22 protein-coding genes and 4 tRNA genes are annotated in these 21,722 nt (G+C 72.8%); 11 read left to right on the top strand and 15 right to left on the bottom strand.

Annotation, left to right across the window (positions count from 1 at the left end):
• Nucleotides 1-60: 60 nt before the first annotated feature.
• Nucleotides 61-1,239, top strand: coding sequence for a saccharopine dehydrogenase family protein (locus ACFU97_RS14060; RefSeq protein WP_384255286.1), 1,179 nt, complete (start codon nucleotides 61-63; stop codon nucleotides 1,237-1,239).
• 36 nt (nucleotides 1,240-1,275) lie between these two features.
• Here ACFU97_RS14060 and mmpA read toward each other — a convergent pair whose 3' ends face one another.
• Nucleotides 1,276-1,422: a morphogenic membrane protein MmpA gene (mmpA, locus tag ACFU97_RS14065; protein ID WP_330281581.1), complete on the bottom strand. Its 147-nt coding sequence runs from the start codon at nucleotides 1,420-1,422 to the stop codon at nucleotides 1,276-1,278.
• A 190-nt stretch (nucleotides 1,423-1,612) separates the two neighbouring features.
• Between mmpA and ACFU97_RS14070 the strand changes: the two genes are divergently transcribed.
• On the top strand, nucleotides 1,613-1,801 hold the full coding sequence (locus ACFU97_RS14070; protein ID WP_384255289.1) for a hypothetical protein: 189 nt from the start codon (nucleotides 1,613-1,615) through the stop codon (nucleotides 1,799-1,801).
• Here ACFU97_RS14070 and ACFU97_RS14075 read toward each other — a convergent pair.
• On the bottom strand, nucleotides 1,777-2,472 hold the full coding sequence (locus ACFU97_RS14075; protein WP_384255291.1) for an endonuclease V: 696 nt from the start codon (nucleotides 2,470-2,472) through the stop codon (nucleotides 1,777-1,779). The genes ACFU97_RS14070 and ACFU97_RS14075 overlap by 25 nt on opposite strands.
• 49 nt (nucleotides 2,473-2,521) lie before the next feature.
• On the opposite strand from ACFU97_RS14075, the gene ACFU97_RS14080 reads away from it, so the two are divergent.
• Entirely contained in the window at nucleotides 2,522-2,818 is a 297-nt protein-coding gene (locus ACFU97_RS14080; protein WP_384255294.1) for a YciI family protein, read from the top strand.
• Between the two features lie 10 nt (nucleotides 2,819-2,828).
• Here the strand turns inward: ACFU97_RS14080 and ACFU97_RS14085 are convergent, their stop codons facing one another.
• Both ACFU97_RS14085 and ACFU97_RS14090 read right to left on the bottom strand, forming a co-directional pair.
• Entirely contained in the window at nucleotides 2,829-3,161 is a 333-nt protein-coding gene (locus ACFU97_RS14085; RefSeq protein ID WP_384255296.1) for a plasmid stabilization protein, read from the bottom strand.
• A 111-nt stretch (nucleotides 3,162-3,272) separates the two neighbouring features.
• A complete protein-coding gene (locus ACFU97_RS14090; RefSeq protein WP_384255299.1) occupies nucleotides 3,273-4,409 on the bottom strand; it encodes a WD40/YVTN/BNR-like repeat-containing protein in 1,137 nt (378 codons plus the stop codon).
• Between the two features lie 310 nt (nucleotides 4,410-4,719).
• Between ACFU97_RS14090 and ACFU97_RS14095 the strand changes: the two genes are divergently transcribed.
• Nucleotides 4,720-5,136, top strand: coding sequence for an SsgA family sporulation/cell division regulator (locus tag ACFU97_RS14095; RefSeq protein WP_384255301.1), 417 nt, complete (start codon nucleotides 4,720-4,722; stop codon nucleotides 5,134-5,136).
• Here the strand turns inward: ACFU97_RS14095 and ACFU97_RS14100 are convergent.
• Together ACFU97_RS14100 and ACFU97_RS14105 are read right to left on the bottom strand one after the other, a co-directional pair.
• Entirely contained in the window at nucleotides 5,133-5,969 is an 837-nt protein-coding gene (locus ACFU97_RS14100; protein WP_384255303.1) for an isocitrate lyase/phosphoenolpyruvate mutase family protein, read from the bottom strand. The genes ACFU97_RS14095 and ACFU97_RS14100 overlap by 4 nt on opposite strands.
• Nucleotides 5,970-6,034: 65 nt before the next feature.
• On the bottom strand, nucleotides 6,035-6,643 hold the full coding sequence (locus ACFU97_RS14105) for a GPP34 family phosphoprotein (RefSeq protein WP_384255306.1): 609 nt from the start codon (nucleotides 6,641-6,643) through the stop codon (nucleotides 6,035-6,037).
• Nucleotides 6,644-6,983: 340 nt separating this feature from the next.
• Here ACFU97_RS14105 and ACFU97_RS14110 point away from each other — a divergent pair, with 340 nt between their 5' ends.
• From ACFU97_RS14110 to ACFU97_RS14125, 4 genes are all read left to right on the top strand, one after another.
• Entirely contained in the window at nucleotides 6,984-8,597 is a 1,614-nt protein-coding gene (locus ACFU97_RS14110; RefSeq protein WP_384255308.1) for an ABC-F family ATP-binding cassette domain-containing protein, read from the top strand.
• Nucleotides 8,598-8,736: 139 nt separating this feature from the next.
• Nucleotides 8,737-9,513 (top strand): dimethylargininase, encoded by a 777-nt coding sequence (ddaH, locus tag ACFU97_RS14115; protein WP_384255310.1) that lies wholly within the window; start codon nucleotides 8,737-8,739, stop codon nucleotides 9,511-9,513.
• A 213-nt stretch (nucleotides 9,514-9,726) separates the two neighbouring features.
• A complete protein-coding gene (locus tag ACFU97_RS14120) occupies nucleotides 9,727-10,701 on the top strand; it encodes an acyl-ACP desaturase (protein WP_384255312.1) in 975 nt (324 codons plus the stop codon).
• 55 nt (nucleotides 10,702-10,756) lie between these two features.
• Nucleotides 10,757-11,602, top strand: coding sequence for a hypothetical protein (locus ACFU97_RS14125; protein WP_384255315.1), 846 nt, complete (start codon nucleotides 10,757-10,759; stop codon nucleotides 11,600-11,602).
• 25 nt (nucleotides 11,603-11,627) lie between these two features.
• On the opposite strand, the gene ACFU97_RS14130 is transcribed toward ACFU97_RS14125, so the two are convergent.
• A tRNA-Trp gene (locus ACFU97_RS14130) sits at nucleotides 11,628-11,703 on the bottom strand.
• Between the two features lie 92 nt (nucleotides 11,704-11,795).
• On the opposite strand from ACFU97_RS14130, the gene ACFU97_RS14135 reads away from it, so the two are divergent.
• Both ACFU97_RS14135 and ACFU97_RS14140 read left to right on the top strand, forming a co-directional pair.
• Nucleotides 11,796-13,199 carry a hypothetical protein gene (locus ACFU97_RS14135; RefSeq protein WP_384255317.1) on the top strand — a complete coding sequence of 468 codons (1,404 nt, stop codon included), beginning with the start codon at nucleotides 11,796-11,798 and terminating at the stop codon, nucleotides 13,197-13,199.
• 22 nt (nucleotides 13,200-13,221) lie between these two features.
• Nucleotides 13,222-15,045 carry an AAA family ATPase gene (locus tag ACFU97_RS14140; protein ID WP_384255361.1) on the top strand — a complete coding sequence of 608 codons (1,824 nt, stop codon included), beginning with the start codon at nucleotides 13,222-13,224 and terminating at the stop codon, nucleotides 15,043-15,045.
• A gap of 71 nt (nucleotides 15,046-15,116) precedes the next feature.
• On the opposite strand, the gene ACFU97_RS14145 is transcribed toward ACFU97_RS14140, so the two are convergent.
• The 6 genes from ACFU97_RS14145 to ACFU97_RS14170 form a co-directional block, all read right to left on the bottom strand.
• Entirely contained in the window at nucleotides 15,117-16,379 is a 1,263-nt protein-coding gene (locus ACFU97_RS14145) for a ribonuclease inhibitor (RefSeq protein WP_384255319.1), read from the bottom strand.
• The gene (locus tag ACFU97_RS14150) at nucleotides 16,376-17,704 is read right to left on the bottom strand and encodes an SDR family NAD(P)-dependent oxidoreductase (protein WP_384255321.1); all 1,329 of its coding nucleotides are present in this window, start codon (nucleotides 17,702-17,704) and stop codon (nucleotides 16,376-16,378) included. The genes ACFU97_RS14145 and ACFU97_RS14150 overlap by 4 nt, the downstream gene beginning before the upstream one ends.
• A gap of 44 nt (nucleotides 17,705-17,748) precedes the next feature.
• Nucleotides 17,749-17,820: transfer RNA gene (locus ACFU97_RS14155), tRNA-Ala, on the bottom strand.
• A gap of 9 nt (nucleotides 17,821-17,829) precedes the next feature.
• A tRNA-Glu gene (locus ACFU97_RS14160) sits at nucleotides 17,830-17,901 on the bottom strand.
• A 10-nt stretch (nucleotides 17,902-17,911) separates the two neighbouring features.
• Nucleotides 17,912-17,986, bottom strand: a tRNA-Gly gene (locus ACFU97_RS14165).
• A 39-nt stretch (nucleotides 17,987-18,025) separates the two neighbouring features.
• On the bottom strand, nucleotides 18,026-18,274 hold the full coding sequence (locus ACFU97_RS14170; protein ID WP_384255325.1) for a WhiB family transcriptional regulator: 249 nt from the start codon (nucleotides 18,272-18,274) through the stop codon (nucleotides 18,026-18,028).
• A gap of 295 nt (nucleotides 18,275-18,569) precedes the next feature.
• Between ACFU97_RS14170 and ACFU97_RS14175 the strand changes: the two genes are divergently transcribed.
• Entirely contained in the window at nucleotides 18,570-19,355 is a 786-nt protein-coding gene (locus tag ACFU97_RS14175) for a VOC family protein (RefSeq protein ID WP_384255327.1), read from the top strand.
• Nucleotides 19,356-19,523: 168 nt separating this feature from the next.
• Here the strand turns inward: ACFU97_RS14175 and ACFU97_RS14180 are convergent, their stop codons facing one another.
• Nucleotides 19,524-20,561 carry a LacI family DNA-binding transcriptional regulator gene (locus tag ACFU97_RS14180; RefSeq protein WP_384255329.1) on the bottom strand — a complete coding sequence of 346 codons (1,038 nt, stop codon included), beginning with the start codon at nucleotides 20,559-20,561 and terminating at the stop codon, nucleotides 19,524-19,526.
• A 92-nt stretch (nucleotides 20,562-20,653) separates the two neighbouring features.
• Nucleotides 20,654-21,601 (bottom strand): multicopper oxidase domain-containing protein, encoded by a 948-nt coding sequence (locus ACFU97_RS14185; protein WP_384255331.1) that lies wholly within the window; start codon nucleotides 21,599-21,601, stop codon nucleotides 20,654-20,656.
• Between the last annotated feature and the right edge of the window lie 121 nt (nucleotides 21,602-21,722).

The raw sequence follows: 21,722 nt of genomic DNA on the forward strand, positions 1-21,722 counted from the left end.
CGCCTCCTCACGCTAACCTCGGCCACCGGCAACGGCGCGAGCAGCGGACCGAGAGGTGTCATGAGCAGGCTGAACAGGGCGGACCGCCCGTACGACATCGTGCTCTTCGGGGCCACCGGCTTCGTCGGGGTGCTCACCGCGGAGTACCTGGCCGCGCACGCGCCCGACGGGCTGCGCTGGGCCGTCGCGGGCCGCAGCGCGAGCAAGCTGGAGCAGCTGCGCGAACGGCTGCCCGGCGGCGAGAAGATCGGCGTGCTGCGCGCCGACGTGTCCGACCCGGACGCCCTGCGCGAGCTCGCCGGGCAGGCGCGCGTGGTGGCCACCACCGTGGGCCCGTACATCACCTACGGCGAGGAGCTCGTGGCCGCCTGCGCCGACAGCGGCACCGACTACCTCGACCTGTGCGGCGAGCCCGAGTTCGTGGACCTGACCTACGTGCGCCACGACGCACGCGCGCGTGAGACCGGCGCCCGGCTGGTGCACGCCTGCGGCTACGACTCGATCCCGCACGACCTGGGCGCGTACTTCACCGTCCGGCAGCTGCCCGAGGGCGTGCCGCTGACCGTGGACGCCTACGTGACGGCGGACGCCACCTTCTCCGGCGGCACGTTCGCCTCGGCGCTCAACCAGTTCGCGCGGGTGCGCCCGATGCTGGCCGCCGAACGCGACCGCAGGCGGCACGAGCCGCGCCTGGTGGGGCGGCGGGCCGCCGTGCCCACCGGGGCGCCGAGGTTCGCCAAGGAGGTCGGCGCGTGGGCCCTGCCGCTGCCGACCATCGACCCGCAGATCGTGCACCGCTCCGCGAAGGCCCTGGAGCGCTACGGCCCCGACTTCCGCTACCGGCACTACGCGGCGGTGCGCCACCTGCCCGTCGCGCTGGGCGGGGTCGCGGCCGTCGCCGGCCTGTTCACGGCGGCCCAGCTGCCGCCCGCGCGGCGCTGGCTGTCGGACCGGCTCAAGCCCGGCGAGGGACCGGACGCCGACAAGCGCGCGAAGAGCTGGTTCAAGGTCCGCTTCGTGGGCGAGGGCGGCGGCCGCCGGGTGTTCACGGAGGTCGCGGGCGGCGACCCCGGCTACGGCGAGACCGCCAAGATGTTCGCCGAGTCGGCGCTGTCGCTGGCCTTCGACGACCTGCCGCCGACGGCGGGCCAGGTGACCACGGCGGTGGCGATGGGCGATGCGCTGATCGAGCGGCTGCGCGCGGCCGGCATCACCTTCCGGGTCGCCGCCGACCGCTGAGGCGGCGGACGGGTCCGGACCGGCCCCGAGCCGCCGCTACAGCGACCAGCCGGCCACGGTGTAGATCATCCCGGCGATCCAGCCGACCCCGGCCAGCACGGCGAGGATCAGCACGGCCGTCACGGCCCGCTCGACGGGACGGTTGGGGTCGGCGAGGGGCTTCGGGGCCCGGTGCGTCGTCATGCGGCACAGCCTGTCCGCCGGCGCACCGCGGCCACATCCGTACGGCTACTCAGTACACGTACTCAGATCACCGGGCGCCCATGCCTACGACCGCAAGCGCGGTTTGAGACTTTCCGCCGCCGCAGCCCTTGATCCGGCGGCAGTTGGCGGAAAAAGTGCCAACAAGCAGTTCAATGAAACACTTGAAGGCATGACATTCCTTCTCGAAGTCACCATGGACGGCGACGCGTTGACCAAGGACCCGGCCGGCGAACTGGGCCGGATCCTGCGGTACTGGGGCGGCAACCTGCGCCACCACCCACTGGAGCCCGGGGACGAGGCGGCCGTGTACGACTCGGACCACCGCGAGGTCGGTCAGTGGCGGATCGTCGCCTCCTGAAGCGCCCGGCGGCACAGCGCGTCCGCCCTGCGCGTCGTCTCCGGGAGCCGGTAGGCGGGAGTCAACGCCAGGGTGTGCGCGCAGGCGTTGTCCAGGCCGGCGCGGTGGCCGACGGAGACGAAGACCGGCTTGACGGCGTCCCGTGTGCGCAGGGCCCGGCCGACCTCCTCGGTGCCCGCCAGCAGGGGTGAGACGCTGCCGCGCGCGGCACCCGGTTCGTCGTGGGCGAAGGTGAAGGGGTTCTTGGCGACACCGATCGTGGGCAGGTCCGTCAGGACGCCGAGATGGCTGGCGAGGCCGAAGCGGCGCGGGTGGGCGAGGCCGTAGCCGTCGCACACCACCAGGCCGGGCGGGCATGTCAGCGCGCCGAGGGCGGCGAGGACCGTGGGGATCTCCCGGAAGGCGAGCAGCCCGGGCACGTACGGGAAGGAGATCCGGCCGACGGCCGTGGCCTCCTCGACGACCTCCAGGGTCCCCGCGTCGAGCACCACCGCCGCGGCCGCGACCACGTCCCGCTCGTCGTCGTAGGCCACGTCGACACCGGTCACGTGCCCCGCGCCGGGCGGCGGTCCCGCCTCGCCGAGCAGCACGCGCTCGCGCAGCTCGTCCTGGACGGCACGGGCCTCTTCCTCGGTCGCGGGCCAGCCCGCGGGGATGCTCACGGTCGTCATGATGGGGACGAGCGTACGGGCCCGGACGGCGCGGCGTAGGCTCGCGATCATGTTCGTACTGGAACTGACCTACACCGCCCCGCTCGACGCCGTGGACACCCTGCTGCCGGACCATGTGGCGTGGCTGGACGAGCAGTACGGCAAGGGGATCTTCCTGGCGTCGGGGCGCAAGGAGCCCCGCGACGGCGGGGGGGTCCTCGCCGTCGCGGAGGACCGGGCGCGCATCGAGGAGGTCGTCGCGGGCGACCCGTTCACCGTCGCAGGTGTGTGCGCCTACCGGATCACGGAGTTCCGCGCCACGAAGACGGCTCCGGAGCTGGACCGGCACCGGCAGACGCTCGGCTGAGCCGCGCGGCTCAGCCCTTCTTCGCGTTCAGGGCGCGCTGCAGCTGCCCCTTGTTCATGGTCGAACGGCCTTCGATGCCACGCTGCCTGGCCTCGTTGTAGAGCTGGTCGCGGGTGGGTCCCTGGGTGCCACCGCCCGACCGCCGGCCGCCCCGCTCGCCGGACGACATGTCCTGCGTGGAGGTGCGGCTGGCGGTCCGGGACTCCCCGGAGCGGGCGCGTTCCTTGTTGACGGTGCGCGCGGCGATCTCCTCGGCGCGCCCCGCGCTCTCGCCACGGTCCTGCGCGCTCTGCTTGATGTGCTCGTACTGGCGCTCGCGCTTGGGGCTGGAACCGGCCGGCATGATCGCTCCCTTCGTCTGCGGCGGGCCTGCGGCAGGCCCTTCCTGCCACACGCCTTTGCTGCGACAGGCCTTTGCGGCAGGGAACGAGTACCCGGCTCGCGGCGTCCTACGTCAGCGTTCCAGCCGCGCCACCCGCCCCTGTTCGCCGGCCGCCCAGCAGGTGGGACCGGGCACGCAGTCGACGGTGTCGTACGAGCCGGTGTCGACCGTCCGCCAGGTGCGGCCGCCGTCGGTGGTCACATCGGTGCCGGTGGGTCCGACCGCGAGCGCGGTGGTGCGGCTGTGCGGGAGCCACGCGGCGCCGGAGCGGTAGGCGGGCGGCGGCTCGGCGGCCGGCTGCCAGGTGCGGCCCCCGTCGGTGGTGCGCGCGGCGGCCCGCGGCGAGGTCTGGTCGGGGCGGTAGTCGCCGCCGGCGGCGAGGCCGTGGGTGCGGTCGCGGAAGGCGAGCGCGAAGACGCCCTTGGCCGGGTCGCCCGCCGGGATCGGCGTGTCGGTAGCCGTCCAGGTGCGCCCGCGGTCGCGTGAGTGCAGCACACGCGCGCGTGCACCGCCTCCGGTCGCCAGCCACGCGTCCGACGGGCCGGAGGCGACCAGGCACTGGCCGCTCGCGGCGAAGCCCGCCTCGCCGTCCAGAGCGGCCGGCATGCCGTCACCGGGCAGCACCTTCCAGGAACGCCCGCCGTCGGAGGTCGACAGGATGCGGAACCTGCCGTCCACCGGGTCGCTCATGGCCAGGCCGTGGCGGTGGTCGAAGAAGGTCAGGCAGTCGTAGAAGGCCTTGGCGTCGGTGTTGCGGAAGGACTCGGTCCAGGTCGCACCGCCGTCGTCGGTGCGGTAGACGCGGGACGCCTCGCCCTCGCCGATGGCCAGCACGACGGCGCGGCGCGCGTCGAACGCCTCGACGTCCCGGAACTCCAGCTCGCCGGCGCCCGGCGGCGAGACGTTGCGCCAGCTGGTCCCGCCGTCGGTGGTGCGCAGCACGGTCCCCTTGGTGCCGGCCAGCCAGGCGGTGTCCCGGCTCACGGCCGACAGCCCCCGGAAGCGCACGCCGCTCGCGCCGGTGTCCTTGAGCTGCCAGTGGCGCGCCCGGTGCCCCTGGGGCTGTGCGGATGCCCGAGCCTGTGCGGATGCCTGGGGCTGTGCGGATGCCTGCGTCTGTGCCGATGCCTGGGCGGGTACGGCGGTCGGCGCGGTCAGCGCCGCCGAACACACCGCCCCCACGGCCACCGTGCGGAACGTACGTCTCATGCGTCGCGAGCTCCCCATGCGCCTCATGGCGGGCGAAGGTAGTCCACCATGCGGACACCGTCCAGAGGGCCCACCCGAACCACAAATGCCCCGGAGTGCACGGAAAGTGGACCCCGTCACTCCTGTGAATGAACGCGGTGACGGAGGTCACTCGAAATTGGGGTGCACGGATTGGCTGATTCCGGCGTCTCTAGCAGTGCGCGGCCCGATCGGCACCGGAGCCCGGTCCGATACACCCCACCGTCCAGCCGTCCAGCAGTCCCACCGTCCAGTAGTCCCGCAGTCCGGCCGTCAGCAAGGGAGCAAGGCGTTGTCCACCCTCATCGAGCAGCCCGTGGAGGCCCGCCTCGTGGCCGCCGCGCCACGAATGCCCAGCATCCCGGCGACGCTGCACTACGACCGCCGCGATCCGTTCGCGGTCCGCATGACCTTCCCCGCCCCGGCCACCCTGGAGGGCGTCGACGTCTGCTGGACCTTCTCGCGCGAACTGCTCACGGACGGCCTGGAGGAGCCCACGGGCGACGGTGACGTCCGCGTGCGCCCCTACGGCTACGAGCGCACCGTCCTGGAGTTCCACGCCCCCGAGGGCACCGCCGTCGTGCACGTCCACTCGGACGCGATACACCGGTTCCTCTCGGCCACCAACGCCCTGGTGCCCGTCGGCATGGAGCACCTGCAGCTGGACCTCGACCACGACCTCGCGGAACTGATGCGCGACGCGGCCTAACGGCCCCCGTCCATCAGCGTGTTGAGCTCGCCGTAGTCCAGGCCGCCCGCCAGCGAGTCGTACGTGCCCGCGCCCAGCAGCTCCCCTGCGGCGCGCCGGACCAGTGCGTGGGCGGCCTGCGCGATGGCCGAGCCGACGCTCACCCGGGCGACGCCGAGGGCGGCCAGCTCGGCGACCGGCGGTGCGCCCGGGCCGGCCATCACGTTCAGCGGTCCCTCGATCCCGTCGACGAGCAGCTTGACCGTCCCCGGGGCGACGGCCCCGGGCACGAAGATCCCGTCGGCGCCCGCCGCGAGGAAGGCGGCGGCCCGCTCCAGGGTCTCGTCCACTCCCCCGGCGCCCCTGAGGAACGTGTCGATGCGGACGTTGACGAACAGCGGCACCCCGGTCGCGTCGGCCGCCTCGCGGGCGGCGGCGGTCCGCTCGGCCTGCTCCGCGACGGAACGCAACGGCCCCGTCCCGGCCTCGTGAAGGGCGTCCTCGAGGTTCACGCCGACCGCGCCCGCCTCGATCACGGCGCGGATCGTGCCGGCCACGCCCGCCGCGTCCCGCGCGTAGCCGGACTCGACGTCCGCGCTGACGGGCACGTCCACGGCGGCGGCGATCCGGGCCACGGCGCCGAGGGCCGCGTCGCGCTCCAGCCGGTCGCCGTCCGCCGCGCCGAGCGCCCACGCCAGACCCGCGCTCGTGGTCGCGACGGCCGCCGCGCCGGCGTCCTCGACGAGGCGGGCACTGGGGACGTCCCAGGCGTTCGGCAGGACGAGCGGAGTACCGGGGACGTGCAGGGAGCGGAAGGCGAGGGCACGCGCGCGAAGGATCTCGGTCGTCGTCATGCCGCCCACTCAACCAGCGGGGGCGGGGCGGAGGCTGGCAGAAATCCGACACCTACGTCCGGGACTCAGGGCGCCGACGCCAGGGCCGAGCACAGCTCGCCGAGGACCCCGCCCACCCCGCTGCGCCCGACGAGTTCCTCGACCCGCCCCTTGAGCTGCTCGCGGCCGCCGTCCGGGACCAGACCGCGCACCCCCGCGGCGGCCGCCAGAGCCACGGCGGCGGCCTCCTGCTCGGAGACCTCGCCACGCCCCCGCCACACGTCCCGTGCCTCCTGCCGCAGCACGGCCACGGCGTCCTCACGCTCCAGCACGTGCTCCACGCTGGGAAAGACGCCGAGCACCCGCTTCTTCTCCGCCCTGAGCCACCCGTCGGCGGTCAGCTGCTCCCGTACGGCGTCCGCCGTCACGCGCGCGTGCAGGCCCACCCACGCCCGCCACCGGTGCGGCATGGACTCGCGGACCAGTTCCAGCAGCCCGTCGAGGACGGCGTCCCCGGTGAGACTGTCCAGGTCGGCCGGGGTGGGGATGCCGTCCTCGTCGGTGAGCAGACCGCGCCGGACCAGCTCGGTGAGGGCGCCGGCCCGCAACAGGTGCGCGGCCCCGGCCTCGGCGCCGGTGGGGTCCCAGGCGAGGAGGCACAGCCGGGCCGGGAGCGAGAGCGAACCGTGGGGCACGAGGTCTCCTTGGTGCGGCGTCGTCAAGATCACGGTAGTTCGTTAATGCGTTGACAGCCGCCAGAGCCGCTCGTACGGTGTAAAGCGCTTCTGTTGCCGTCGATCGGAGAAGGACGTTGCTCCTCTGAGGTCCTGAGACACCGTGCGACACACCTCAGGTGTGTGCGCCGCGTGCGACCTCGGCAGTCGAGCCGTCCCGACGGAACAGGGCATTTTTTCATGCCCCGGGCCTCGTTTCCCGAGGCCTTCTACCGCTGTGGAACTCCGCTCTCCGGCCGTGGATCCCCGGTGTCTCGATACGCGTTTGCCCCTGACCGCATCAAGCAACCGCGAGGCCCGCATGTCCCCCTCCATCACCTGTACGTCCCTCTCCTTCACCTGGCCCGACGGCACGTCCGTCTTCGAGGGCCTCGACGTCTCCTTCGGCCCCGGCAGGACCGGGCTCGTCGGCGTCAACGGGTCGGGCAAGTCGACCCTGTTGAAGCTGATCGCCGGTGAACTCGCCCCGGCCGACGGCGTCGTGCGCACGGCGGGCGAGGTCGGGTACCTCCCGCAGAACGTCACGCTCGACACCCACCTGCGGGTGGACGAGACCCTGGGCATCGCCGCCCAGCGGGCCGCGCTGCACGCCATCGAGACGGGCGACGTGTCCGAGGAGCACTTCGAGACGGTCGGCGACGACTGGGACGTGGAGGAGCGAGCCCTCGCCACCCTCGGCGAACTCGGGCTCGGCCACATCGAGTTGGACCGCACCATCGGCGAGGTGTCGGGCGGTGAGTCGGTACTGCTGCGGCTGGCCGCCCTGCTGCTCCGCCGCCCGGACGTCCTGCTCCTGGACGAGCCGACCAACAACCTCGACCTGTACGCGCGCAGACGGCTGTACGCGGCCGTGTCCGCCTGGCCGGGCGTCATGGTCGTGGTCAGCCACGACCGCGAACTGCTGGAACTCGTCGACCAGATCGCCGATCTGCGCTCCGGGGAGGTCACCTGGTACGGCGGCAACTTCTCCGCCTACGAGGAGGCCCTCGCCACCGAGCAGGAGGCCGCGGAGCGCATGGTGCGCGTCGCCGAGGCCGACTACCGCAAGCAGAAACGCGAACTGGCCGACGCCCAGGTGAAACTGGCCCGCCGCAAGCGCTACGGGCAGAAGATGTGGGACCAGAAGCGCGAACCGAAGATCGTCATGGGGGCGCGCAAGCGCGCGGCGCAGGAGTCCGCGGGCAAGCACCGCATCATGCACGAGGAGAAGCTGACCGAGGCGAAGGAGCGCCTCGACGAGGCGGCGGACGCCGTACGGGACGACGACGAGATCCGCGTCGACCTGCCGTTCACGGCGGTGCCACCGGGGCGGGACGTGCTCACCCTGCGGGAGCTGGAGCTGGCCTACGGGGCGCGCGTGGCCGGCGGGCTGGACCTGCGAGGTCCGGAGCGGATCGCGCTGATCGGGCGCAACGGCGCGGGCAAGACCACGCTGCTGCGGACGATCGCCGGTGAGCTGGCGCCGGTCTCCGGCGAGGTGCACGCGCACGTGCCGCTGCGTTTCCTGCCCCAGCGGCTCGACGTCCTCGACGACGGGCTGTCCGTCGCCGAGAACGTGGCCCGGTTCGCGCCGGGCGCCACCAACAACCGGATCCGGGCGCGCCTCGCCCGCTTCCTGTTCCGCGGCGCCCGCGCCGACCAGCAGGCGGCCACGCTGTCCGGCGGCGAGCGCTTCCGGGCGGCCCTGGCGGCGCTGATGCTGGCCGAGCCGGCCCCGCAGCTGCTGATGCTCGACGAGCCGACGAACAACCTCGACATGGCGAGCGTGCGGCAGCTGACGTCGGCCCTGGAGTCGTACGAAGGAGCACTGATCGTGGCCAGCCACGACCTGCCGTTCCTGGAGTCGATCGGGATCACCCGATGGCTGCTGCTGGACGGCGAGCTGCAGGAGACCGCACCGGAGGAGGTCGGATGACGCGTCCCGGACACGCATCTCAGGAGGGGCACATCCTGGCACCGGGGGTTTTGCCCGCGCGCATCCGCGCTGCATGATGGCGGTCCGGGCCCCTCACCAAGGGGCCCGGTCCACCGTCCCGCCGTTACGGAGTCCCGTCGTGCCCAGCAAGAAGGCCCTCGTCCGCCGCCCCGGCCCGCGTCTGGCCGACGGGCTGGTCACGCACATCGAGCGGGAGAAGGTCGACGTCGATCTCGCGGTGGAGCAGTGGGAGGCCTATGTCGAGGCCCTGGGCACGCACGGCTGGCAGACCATCGAGGTCGACCCCGAGGACGACTGCCCCGACGCGGTGTTCGTCGAGGACACCGTCGTCATGTACCGCAACGTCGCGCTGATCACCCGGCCCGGCGCCGACTCCCGACGGGAGGAGACGGCCGGGGTCGAGGAGGCCGTGGCGCGCCTGGGCTGCTCGGTGAACTGGATCTGGGAGCCGGGCACCCTGGACGGCGGCGACGTCCTGAAGATCGACGACACGATCTACGTCGGCCGGGGCGGGCGCACCAACGCCGCCGGCGTCCAGCAGCTGCGGGCCGCCTTCGAGCCGCTGGGGGCGCGGATCGTCGCCGTACCCGTCAGCAAGGTGCTGCATCTGAAGTCGGCGGTCACGGCGCTGCCCGACGGGACGGTCATCGGGCACATCCCGAAGGTGGACCGGCCCTCGCTCTTCCCGCGCTTCCTGTCGGTGCCCGAGGAGAGCGGCGCCCATGTGGTGCAGCTCGGCGGCGAGAAGCTGCTGATGGCGGCGAGCGCCCCGAAGTCCGCGGAGCTGCTCGCCGACCTCGGCTTCGAGCCGGTCGTGGTGGACATCAGCGAGTTCGAGAAGCTCGAAGGCTGTGTGACATGTCTCTCGGTCCGGCTGCGGGACCTGTACGCCTGACGAGTGCCGCACTCACCCTTACGGCCCTGGGACCTGCGGGTCCCGGGTGGTTTTGACATGGCCCCGGACGCCTTGGGCAGCCCACCTGATCAGGGATCTTTACGCCGCCCTTAACCTACGGCTTCGTAACCTACGGTTTCGTAGCCTACGATCCCGTAGGTTCCGGCACCGCTCGCCGGCCCGTCCCCGTTGTCGCGTCCCCCTGGAGTCCCCGTGACGATCACTTCCCCGCACCTCGGCAGCCCCGCCGTCTGGACCGACGCCCGGCTGTTGTACGCCTTGGAGGAAGTGGTCGAGAAGGAACTCGACCGGCACCTGAAGGTCGCCAAGGACTGGATGCCGCACGAGTACGTGCCGTGGTCGGACGGCCGCAACTTCCCCGGCCTGTTCGAGGACGGCGAGGCCTGGGACAAGGAGCAGTCCAAGGTCACCGAGATCGGCCGCACCGCGCTCGTGGTGAACCTCCTGACGGAGGACAACCTCCCCAGCTACCACCACGAGATCGCCTCGCTGTTCGGCCGCGACGGCGCCTGGGGCACGTGGGTGCACCGCTGGACCGCCGAGGAGGGCCGGCACGGCATCGTCATGCGCGACTACCTGCTCGCCTCGCGCGCGGTCGACCCGGACAAGCTGGAGCAGTTCCGGATGTCCCACATGAGCGAGGGCTTCGAGTCGGACAACCGCCACTCGATGCTGCACTCGATCGCCTACGTCGCCTTCCAGGAACTGGCGACCCGCATCTCGCACCGCAACACCGGCCACCAGTCGGGCGACCCGGTCTGCGACCGCATGCTGGCGCGCATCGCGACCGACGAGAACCTGCACATGGTCTTCTACCGCAACCTCCTGAAGTCCGCCTTCGAGCTCGCCCCGGACCTCACCATGCAGGCCGTGCGCGACGTCGTCGTCAACTTCCGCATGCCCGGCCACGGCATCCCCGGCTTCGAGCGCGCGGCGGCCCAGATGGCCATCGGCGAGGTCTACAACCTCCGCATCCACCACGACGACGTCCTCCAGCCCGTCCTGCGCTTCCTGAAGGTCCTGGAGATCGACGGCCTCGGCCCCGAGGGCGTCCAGGCGCAGGAGGAACTCGGCCTGTACATGGGCGGCCTCGACGCGGAGGCGCTGAAGTTCGACGAGAAGCTCGCCGCCCGCAAGGCGCGGATGGCGGCCCGCGCGAGCGCCTGACGGCGCACCGAATTCCCGGTGCGGACCACCGCCCGCCCGCGCCATCATGCGGGCCATGGGTGACAACGGCACGTCCCGGCGCGCGGCCGGCTTTCTGCTGGACCTGATCGACGCCGGGGAGGCGGAACGGGTGCGGCGCCGGATCGGCATGCCCGTGCACGCGCGCGTGGCCGGCGCCGACGAGCGGGCACGGCTGATCTCCTCGTGGACGGGGCGGGCGGTGCCCGCCTCCGTGCTGCTGTGGGTGCTGGAGGAGGACGACCCGGACCTCAACGCCGTGGTGTGGCGCCACCCCCGCGCGGACGACTCCATGCGGCGCGCCATCCTGCGCGGTGTGCCGTTCGGCCCAGGCCGGACGGCACGCGTCCCGGTCGACCCCGTCCTGCGCCGCAGCGAGGAGCCCCCGGTGCCCGGCGGCTACGCCCGCCAGGGACTGGTCGGCGCCCTGCGGCACGCCACCGCCATGGCGCCCGCACGTCAGGCGGCCTCGATGGTGCTGGAGCGCGCCGACTGGCGGACGGTCGCCGAGGCGGACCTGGAGCACCCGCTGCCCGGTTACGCGCGCTGGGCCCTCGCGGTGCGACCGGACTGCCCGCCGCGGCTGCGCACGCAGTTCGGAGCGCACCGCAAGTTCACCAACCGGGTGCGCCGCGCGGGTGTGCTGGACGGCCCGGCCGAGTACGCGACGGCGCAGGGCCCCGCCTCGGACACCCTCCAGGTGCTCGCCCTGGGCCATCTGCTCTTCCCGGCCCGCATCCGCGACGCCGAGGACGCCCTGCGGCCACTCGTCCGCGACCACCTGGGCGGCCGCGAGGAGGCCTGGGCGGTGCTGGCCCAGCTGATCGACGGCTTCCACGGCACCGTGCCGGAACTCGTGGCGACGGCCGGCGCGATCGCCTGACAGGACCCGCGCTCACGGCGAAGGGGGCGGGGCGGCTGGATTCGAACCAGCGTGTTCCAGTTTTGGAGACCGGCGCGACTGCCTCTGCGCTACGACCCCGCCCTTGTGGCCAGAGCGTAATGCGTTGGCCGGTTGTCAGTAGGCGCTGGTACCAATGATCCACGGGGGAAATCCGGTACGGGGGGGGCGGGACATGGCGTACGGAGAGCGGGGGCGGCGACCCCCTGTGATCGACCTGGCCGACCGCAGGGCGCTGGAGCGGTACCGCCCGGCGGACGAGGCCGTCGTCGAGGAGGCGCGGCGGCTGAAGGAGGCCGCGCTGCTGGACTTCGGCCTGACCGAGTCGGCGGTGGCGTCGTGGCTGTATGCCAAGTGCCACCACCAGATCCCCACGACGGCGGTGGACACGGCCGCCGTGGTGGCCTCCGGCGACGGCACCTGCCTGCTGCTCTACAACCCCGCCTTCTTCGTCGGACTCGGCCTGGACGGCGTGAAGTTCGTGCTGTTCCACGAGGCACGGCACCTGCTGCAGCGCCACCTCTTCGCCGACCCCGAGCTGCGCGAGGACCCGGTCTTCGAGCTGGCCGCCGAGGTGTCCATCAACCACGTCGCCCTGGTCCGCCTCGCCCGCGCGGAGCTGCCCGTCCTGGACGGCCGCCCCACGGGCGTCGACCCGCGTCAGGTGTACGGCCTCTACGTCGCGGATCTGACGGCGCACGGCCTGGAGCCGGTTCCGTACGAGACGTTCACCGAGACGGACATGCGGGTGTACGGCGAGCTGAAGCGCATGCACCGGCCACCGGTCCCGGAGCGGCGGCTGTGCGTGCACCTGCTGGACGACACCGTCCCCGCCGACCAGGAGACCGTCGACGCGGTCGCCTCCTCGGCCTTGCTCAACTCCCTGCTGGCGGCCCGCCGCGGCCACGCGGGCGCCGAGGGCGAGCTGCTGGACCTGATGGGCCGCACCGAGGACGGCAACGCACGCGCCGCGAAGATCTGGGGCAGGCTCGGCGCGGGCGCTCTGCGCGGCGAGACCACCCGCACGCGCACGGTCGACTGGTGGCAGCGCTGGCTGGTGGACGTCCTCGGCTCGAAGCTGCGCGAGGGCGAGCGGCTGGTGTACCCGAAGAAGCGCGGCGCGCTGCTCGCCGCCCTCGGCCAGGACCCGATGCTCTCCCGGCGCGGCCCGGTCCGTGACAAGGTCCTGGTCGTCGCCTACGACACCTCGGGCTCCATGCCGGACCGCGTCATCACCTGGCTGACCCGGCTCGTGGGCCGGATCGACGGGGTCGAGGCGCACTGGCTGTCCTTCGACGCGCACGTGATGCCGTTCAGACCGGGCGAGCGGGTCTTCGGCGGTGGCGGCACGAGCTTCCAGGCCGTCGCGGACTACGTGGAGGGGCGTACGGAGGTGCAGGGGCGGCGGTTCGACGTCCTGCCGGACGCCGTGGTGATGCTGACCGACGGCTACGCCCCGCCGATCACGCCCGCCGAGCCGGACAAGTGGATCTGGCTGATCACCGAGGGCGGCGACGAATGGCCCGAGCGGCACACCCCGGCGATGGACTGCCATCGCGTCACGACAGGATCGAGGTGAGGGATTCATGACCACGCAGCACATGCCCGCGCGGCAGGGCCGGCCGAAGAGCGGCGGGACGGCGCGCGGGCCCGCCGAGCTCTCCCGCCTCGAGGCCTTCATCGACGCGATGATCGACATGGGCCAGACGGGCCAGGTCTTCGGCGAGCACGGCATCGGCAAGACGGCGACGTTCTTCACGCACATCGCCCGCGCACACCCGGACACGACCCTGGTGTACGTCCCGGCGGCGAACCTGACGCCGGACGACCTGCTGGTCAACGCGCCGGTGCGCGACCCGCACAGCGGCGAACTGGTGCTGCGCCAGCTGGTGATGAGCCAGCTCAAGCCCGGCCGGCCGTTCGTGCTGCTCGTCGACGACTCCCTGCAGGCGGGCGAGACGATCCAGTCGCAGCTGATGCAGATCGCCTGCAACTGGACGCTGGGCGAGCACGATCTGCGCGCGCTGGGCTGCGTCGGCGTCTTCCTCACCGACAACGAGTCGCCGGCGGAGACGTCGGCCCGGCGCAGCGACCTCGCGCTCCTGGACCGCATGGTGACGCTGCGGATCACGGCGAACGACACGGCCTGGCGCCGGCATCTGGCGGCCAAGTACCGCCCGTGGGACCTGCGTCCGGTCTTCTCACTGTGGGCGTCGTTGTCGCCCGCGCTGCGCGAGTTGCTGTCACCGCGCACCCTCGACCACGTCCTGGCGAACGCCAGGGAGGGCTTCCCGCTGCGCTGGGGTCTGCCGTTGGTCGACGGCGAGCGGCTGCGGCTGGCGGAGCCCGGCCCGGACGGCAGACCGGGGCAGAACCGCACGGCGGAGATCCTGGACCGCATCGCCGAGGCGCTCGGCGTGCCCAATCCGCCCCGGATTCCCGACCCGGTACGGCAGGTCGTGCGCGCCGCCCTGCGCAACCGTTGGACGGTGCTGCTGCAGGGGCCGCCCGGCTGCGGCAAGACGGAGCTGGTGCGCGAGACGCTGCGCGAGGGCCTGGGCCACGAGCCGCTGTACTTCTCGCTGCCGGTGACGAACGTCGAGGACCTGTGCGCGCCGATCCCCTCGCCGGACGGCACGCTGGACAACCTGCTGGCGGCCAGGTTCACGGGGCCGGAGGCGAAGGCCGTCGTGTGGGACGAGTACAACCGGCCCAAGGACAAGGCGGCGTTCGCCAAGCTCATGGAGATCACCCAGGAGTGGTCGCTGGCGGGCCGGCGGATCGAGCATCTGCGGGCGCAGATCGCGGTGCAGAATCCGCCGTACCACCTGGGCCGCAAGCTGCTCGTCGCGCGGAACAACATCGCGCAGGCGACGCGGTTCACGGCCTCGCTGCAGGTGGAGCCGGAGGACATACCGGCCAACGAGTGGCTGCTCGCGCGCTACGGTCCGGACGCCGAGACGGTCCTGGAGTGGTGGAAGCACGACATCGACGACGACGGCCGCGCGTGGATCACCAAGCGCACGCTGGAGCGGCTGATCAAGCTGCACCGGCGCGGGCTGCCGCTGGAGATGGGCACGGTCTACCTCGGCGACGGCGAGTACGCGCCGGTGCCGCTGACCGCGCTGATGGACCGCTTCAACGGCCGCCCGGTCACCGGCCTGCGGGAGCTCGCACGCGACGTGGACGCCTGGGAGGCCCGGCTGCGCCGCGCCGCCGCGCACTCCTCCGAGGGCGGCGACGACAGCGACGTGGTCCACCAGATCCTCGCCAACGCCGAGCTGTCCCAGCTGAAGAAGCACCGCGCCGCCGTGAGCCGCCTGGTCGCCCTGCTGCCGGCAAAACTGCGGGCGACGTACCTGGTGGGCGCGTCGGCCCAGCAACAGCGCTTCTGGACCGAGGTGTTCATGAACCTACGGCGCTGACATCACCCGCGATCAGCGCGCGGCTCTGGAGACCGGAGTTCATGACGCTGCGGCGCTGACACCGGCCACCGTCAGCGTGCCGCGCCGGCACCGGCCGGCGGCGGGGTGCGGTGCACGCTGCGTACGGCGACGACGTCGGCCGCGACCGACGGGGCCGGTACGTGCGCACTCAGCGCCTCCAGCCGCCGTTTGACGCTCGCGGCGATCCCGTGGCCCAGGACGAACCGGGTCGCCGTGGTGGCGCGGGGTGCGGCGTCCAGGAGGCGGTGCGCCTCGCGGCTGCGCATCCCGGTGTGGGTGAGCACGAGATGGGCCAGCCGGTGCTCGGACCGCGCGAGCACGTCCGCGATGGCCTCCGCCGACGTCAGGTCGACCTGGTTGTCCGCCGCCCCGAGCACGGCCGCCGCCCGCACCCGGCCGAGGTCCAGCAGGGTGACCCCGGCCGCGGTCGCCGCCGCCACCAGGCGGGCGGCCGCCGACGGGCCGATGCCGTTGCTGGCCACGGACAGCCGCGCCAGGCGCCCGTACGGCGCCCGGCCGAGCGCGTCGGCCAGGCCGAGCGCCCCCGCGTCCCCCAACCGGGCCGCCGACACGTACAGTTCGTCGACCGCGCCCGCCGCCACCACGTCCGCGAGCGCCGCCGCGCCCGGCTCCCCGAGCGGGTTGCCGCCGACGAAGAGCCGCTCGATCCGGCGGCCGTTGCCCGCCGCGGCGAGCAGCGCGTCCGCGAGGACCATGGCCCCGGACGCGTCCAGGCCGGTCTGCACGAGGTCGAGGGTGCGCAACGACCGTGCGGACTCGATGAGTTCGGCGGCGGCCCGGCCACCCCCGCCGCCCAGCGGGTTGCGCTTGAGCCAGACACCGGTGACCACCTGGGGCGAAGCCCGCAACCGGTCGGCGATGCGGCAGGCGCCGCCCGCGGTGATGCCGTTGCAGCCGAGGTAGAGCGTCTCGACGCCGGCGCCCGTCCCGGCCACGGCGGCGGCCCCGTCGTCGCCCAGGGCGTCGGTCCCGAGCAGCAGATGCCGTACCGGAGAGGGGCCTTGGGCCAGCGCCTTGGCGACCAGGGCGGCACCCCGCGCGCCCAGCCCCTGCTTGCACAGGTCGAGCCGCCCGTCGGGCAGCGCCGTGCCCGCCGTGAAGTCCAGCCGCTCCCCCGCCGGGCGCCCGGCCCGCAACCAGTCCAGCAGCGGGCCGAGTTCGGCCACCGGCCGCGGCACGACCCGCGGCACCCCGGCGAAGCCGCCCGCCGCGCCCGTCGCGCCACCCGCCCCGCCGACGGTCTCACCACCCATCCCGTCGCCGGCCCCCGTCCGCCCCGTACCCCCGGTCACCACTGAGCCTCCCGGTAGTCCTTGAGGAACACCCCGGACACCGGGTCCCCGGCCTCGCCCCGCACGATCGGGTCGTACACCCGGGCCGCCCCGTCCACGATGTCCAGCGGGGTGCGGAAGCCGGCCCCGGCCATGCGCTCCTTCTTCGGCGCCGGGTTCTCGTCGGTGATCCAGCCGGTGTCGACGGCGCACATGTGGACGCCCTGCTCGGCGAGTTCGGCGGCGCTGGTGCGGGTGAGCATGTTGAGGGCGGCCTTGGCCATGTTGGTGTGCGGATGGCCCGCCATCTTGTTGCGGACGGCGAACCGGCCCTCGACCGCGGTGACGTTGACGACGTAGCGGCACGGGTGCGGTGAGGCGAGCAGCAGTGGCAGCAGCCGGTCGCACAGCAGCGCCGGGGCGAGGGCGTTGACCAGCTGGGTCTCCAGGACCTCCGCCGGATCGAGCGCGCCGAGCCGCGCCGACCACGAGTTCTCCGGGGACGGGTCGGGCAGCAGCCCGGCCTCGTCGGCCTCGCGCAGCGCGACCGGCAGGGACGCGGCGCCGCTCTCCAGCATCCGCATCGGGGTGAAGCCGGGCGCCTGCCGGGCGCCCTCGGGCAGCCCGTCGTACTCACCGCCGGCGAGCAGGGCGTACGACTCGGGCGGGCGCCGCACCGTCTGCGCCGCGTTGTTGACGAGGATGTCGAGCGGCTCGCCCTCCGCCCGCAACTCCTCGCACAGGCCCAGCACTTGGCGTGGATCGCGCAGATCGACGGCGAGCACGGTGAGCCGGTCGAGCCACTTCTCGCTGCCCGGCTCCGCCCGGAAGCGGCGCACGGTGTCGTGCGGGAAGCGTGAGGTGACCAGCAGCTGCGCACCGTCGCGCAGCATCATGAGGGCGAGCTGGAAGCCGATCTTCACGCGGCCGCCGGTGAGCAGCGCGCGGCGCCCGCTCAGATCGGTGCGCAGCGCGCGCCGTGCGGTGTTGTCGGCGGCGCAGTCCGGGCAGAGCCGGTGGTAGAAGGCGTCGACCTGTCGATAGGGCGACTTGCAGATGTAGCAACTGCGCGGCTTGCGGAAGACGCCCGCGCTGCCGGGGACGGCGAGTGCCGCGTCCTCGCGCCGGTCCCGGGCGCCGGTCGCGGTCGCGGCCATCGCGTCGGCGTCCGCCGTGGACAGCTCCGTACCGCGCGCCTTGCGCCGCCGCAGCCGCCCGTCGCGGGCGAAGGAGGCGGCGACCTGCTCGGCGCGCAGCCGCACGGGGTCGTCGACGGGCAGCTCGCGCAGCCTGCCCACCGTGCGGTGGAAGGCGGCCAGCTCCTCGTCGCCGATCGCGTCGGTCATGTGTCCCGCCCCGTTCCTGCCCTGCCCTGCCGTGCTCCGTGCGGTGGGCCGGGCCGGATTCGAACCGGCGTGTCCTTCATGCCATGAAGGTGCGCCTGCCTCTGCGCTACCGTCCCCTGCTGGGTGGGCCCCGGCCGGATTCGAACCGGCGTATCCGCCCTGAGAAGGCGGCGAGTCTGCCTCTGCTCTACAGGGCCCACGGACGCAGCCCGGGGATCGGATTCGAACCGATGTCGTCCGCCTGGGCAAGGCGGGTGCGCCTGCCTCTGCGCTACGCCCGGGTGCGCCCCCGGATCCTAACCGCAGCGGGGCCGGCCGGGCTCACCGGTTTTGGCGCCGCCGCAGCTCCAGCCGTTCCTTCTCCGACAGGCCGCCCCAGACACCGAAGCGCTCGTCGTTGCGCAGGGCGTAGTCCAGGCAGACCGGCCGCATCTCGCACAGGCCGCAGATGCGCTTGGCCTCACGCACCGAGCTGCCCGGCTCGGGAAAGAAGAAGTCGGCCCCGGTCTGCGCGCACAGCGCCTCGGCCTGCCAGGCGAGGTCCGTCGGGGCGGTCATGTCGATGTGCATGGTCCAGAGCGTGCCGGGCGGCGCAAAACGTTCGATCAACGCCCGATCAACGCCGTCGCCGGTGGCCTCCGGCCGCCTGGATGGTGGCGCGCCCGCACCGGGCGGCGCACGGCGGCGCGCGGAACGTTTTCGCAAACAATCCGAACCCTCGCGGTCACTCCCGGTCACCACGTTCCGGCGCGCACGCTGAACGGCTTCCTCCGCTCCGACCCGCCCGGACGCTCCGGCAGCGATTGTCAGTGCGGGGTGCAAGACTCGGCAGTGCAGAGAACGGGACCCTTCCGAGGAGGGCGAGATGCTCACCACCCGTTTCGTCAACGGCGCTCCGAACTGGCTCGACGTCGGCACCTCCGACATCGACGGCGCCACCACCTTCTACGGCGGTCTCTTCGGCTGGCAGTTCCAGTCGGCGGGTCCGGACGCCGGCGGTTACGGCTTCTTCCAGCTGGACGGCAGGACCGTGGCCGGCGGCATGCAGACCACCCCCGAGCAGGGGCCGCCCTCCTGGACCGTCTACTTCCAGAGCGCCGACGCGGACGCCACCGCCAAGGCGGCCGAGCAGGCACACGGCAAGGTGCTCATGCAGCCCATGGACGTGATGGGCGAGGGCCGCATGGCGATCCTCGGCGACAAGGCGGGCGTGCCCTTCGGCATCTGGCAGCCGGGCCGCACCAAGGGCGTCGACAAGGCCAACGAGACCGGCGCCCTGTGCTGGGTCGAGCTCTACACCCTCGACATGGCGCAGGCTGCCTGGTTCTACCACGAGACCCTGGGCCTGGAGACCTCCGCGGTGGCCTTCCCCGGCGGCACGTACACGTGCATCAACCCCGAGGGCGCCGGCGAGGACTCCATGTTCGGCGGAATCGTCGACCTGGCCGACGACCCCGCGGAGCAGAGCGCCTACTGGCTGCCGTACTTCGAGGTCGCCGACGCGGACGCCGCGGTCGCCCTGACCCGCCAGCTGGGTGGCACCGTCCGCGCCCCGGCCATGGACATCGAGGGCGTAGGCCGCATCGCCAAACTGTCCGACCCCTACGGCGCCCGCTTCGCAGTAATCAAGAGCGCCCCGCAGCAGACGTAAGCAGGGGGCGCCGCGTCAGGGGAGCGCCCCTCAGGAGCGCGGGGCACTGCGCGCCCAGCCCCGACGCGACCGCACCCGAAGACGAACCCCAACACGGCACAACCGCACAGCCACAACCACAGCCGCAGCCACAGCCACAGCCCGCACAACCGCCCAACCCGCGGAGCGCTACGCCGAGGCGCGCCGTACCAGCGTGGTAGGCAGCACCACGCTGGACGGCGGGCCCGCCTCCCCCTCCGCAGGGGCCCGCTGCCCGAGCCGCCGCAGCAGCAGCCGGGCCATCAACCGCCCCATCTCCTCGATGTCCTGACGCACGGTCGTCAGCGGCGGATCGCTCTGCTCGGCCACCGGCAGCATGTCGTCGAAGCCGATGACTGCCACGTCCTGCGGCACCCGCCGCCCGTGCTCGCGCAGCACCCGCAGGGCACCCGCGGCGGTCAGGTCGTTGGCGGCGAACACCGCGTCCAAGTCGGGCCGCCGCTCCAGCAGTTCCCGCATGGCCCGCTCGCCCCCGGCCGGCGTGAAGTCGCTCTCCACGACCAGCCGCGGATCGGCGTCGACCCGCGCGTCCCGGAAGCCGTCGAGCCGGTCCGCCGCCGAGGTCTGGTCGAGCGGCCCGGTGATGTGCGCGACCCGGGTGCGGCCGAGGGAGACCAGGTGCTCCACCGCCTCGCGCGCCCCGGCGCGGTTGTCGCAGTCGACGTACACCGCGTCGCTGCGGCCGTCGCTCCAGCCGGGGCGTCCGCCGAACACGGTGGGCACTCCGGCGTGCTGGATCAGCCCGGGCAGCGGGTCGGCGAGGTGCAGCGAGAAGACGAGGGCGCCGTCGACATGGCCGCCCGCCAGGTACCGCCCGACCCGGGCGTGGTCGTCACGGCCCTCGGTGAGCAGCAGCACCAGCTGGTTGTCGTGGGCGGTCAGCTCCTTGCTGATGCCGCGCAGCTGGAGGGCGAAGAAGGGGTCGGCGAAGACGCGGGTCTCCGGTTCGGCGATGACCACGGCGACGGCGTCGTGCCGTCGCGTCACCAGGCTGCGTGCGGCCTGGTTCGGCACGTACCCGAGCTCCTCCACCGCCCGGCGCACCCGCTCGACGAGGGGTTCGCGCACCCCGTCGCCGCCGTTCACCACCCGGGAGACGGTCGCCCGGGACACGCCCGCCCGGGCGGCCACGGCCTCCAGTGTGGGTCGCGGCGCTGTGTCGGTCACTTCGGGCTCCTCATCGGCGGATGCCGATCAGGATAACCCCAGGCGGGCGGCTGGGTGAGAGCGCTCACAGGCCCGCTGCGGGCGGGTGCGGATCAGTGATGATGCGGCTCGTACCCCGGAATCGTCCCGTCCGTCTTCTTCACCAGGAACAGCCCGACCATCCCCATGTCGGAGTGGCTCTGGACGTGGCAGTGGTACATCCACGCGCCGGCCCCGACGCCCTCGCCCGCGAGCACCTGGAAGCCGAAGGAGTCGGCGGGCCCAACGATCTTGTTGTCGACGACCTGGCTGGGGTCGTCCGGCCCGGTCAGCAGGCCGGTGCGGTTGTCCGCCCAGCGGTGACCGTGGAGATGGAAGGTGTGGTAGTACTCGCCGTGCGTGATCATCACGAACTCGACCCGGTCGCCCACGGTCGCCTCGAAGTCGGGTCCGGTGTGCGGCGGCCGGTTGTTGATCGTCATGTCGTTGAAGACGATCGTGTGCGTCGCGTCGGGCAGGACGTCTCCCTTGCGGCGGACGATCACGGGGCCGTAGAGGCCGTTGCGGATGCCGCCGGTGCCGTGCTCCGTGCCGACGACGTGGTCGTGGTAGTGCCAGTAGCCCGCGCTGCCCGCGCGCCAGGTGCCGTCGGGCCGCCTGCCGGGCGCATGGGTGCGCCAGGTGTAGGTGCGGGTGCCGCCGGGCTCGACGTCGCTCTTGTTCAACTTCGTTCCGTCGCTGGAGATTTCGTAGTCCAGGCCGTGGACGTGCAGGCTGGCGGCCACGTCCATGGTGTTCTCGAACTCGATGTGCAGGGTGTCGCCCTCGTTGAGTTCGATGAGCGGCCCGGGGATCGACGCCTTGCCCTTCTCGAAGCCGTAGCCCATCTGCCCGCCGGCGAGCCGCTCGGCGTAGAGCTTGATGTGCCTGACCTCGCCTCCGGCCGGAGCGGTCCTCACCGGCCCGGCGGCGCGTGCGGGCTGCGGTGCCAGGGACAACGATGTCGCCACCGCCGCACCGCCGAGCAGCACTCCGCGCCGGTTGAAACCACGTCTGTCCATGCAGAACTCCCCACCCTGGTACGGAATTTGCCGAGACGAAGCTGTGGTGAACCTGTGAGACGGTACAGCCCCCTCAAGCGTTTATCCACACTCAGGACAAAGTTCGTCCCATTGCGGTCAT

The sequence above is a fragment of the Streptomyces sp. NPDC057616 genome (assembly GCF_042800575.1).
Taxonomy (GTDB): Bacteria; Actinomycetota; Actinomycetes; order Streptomycetales; family Streptomycetaceae; genus Streptomyces.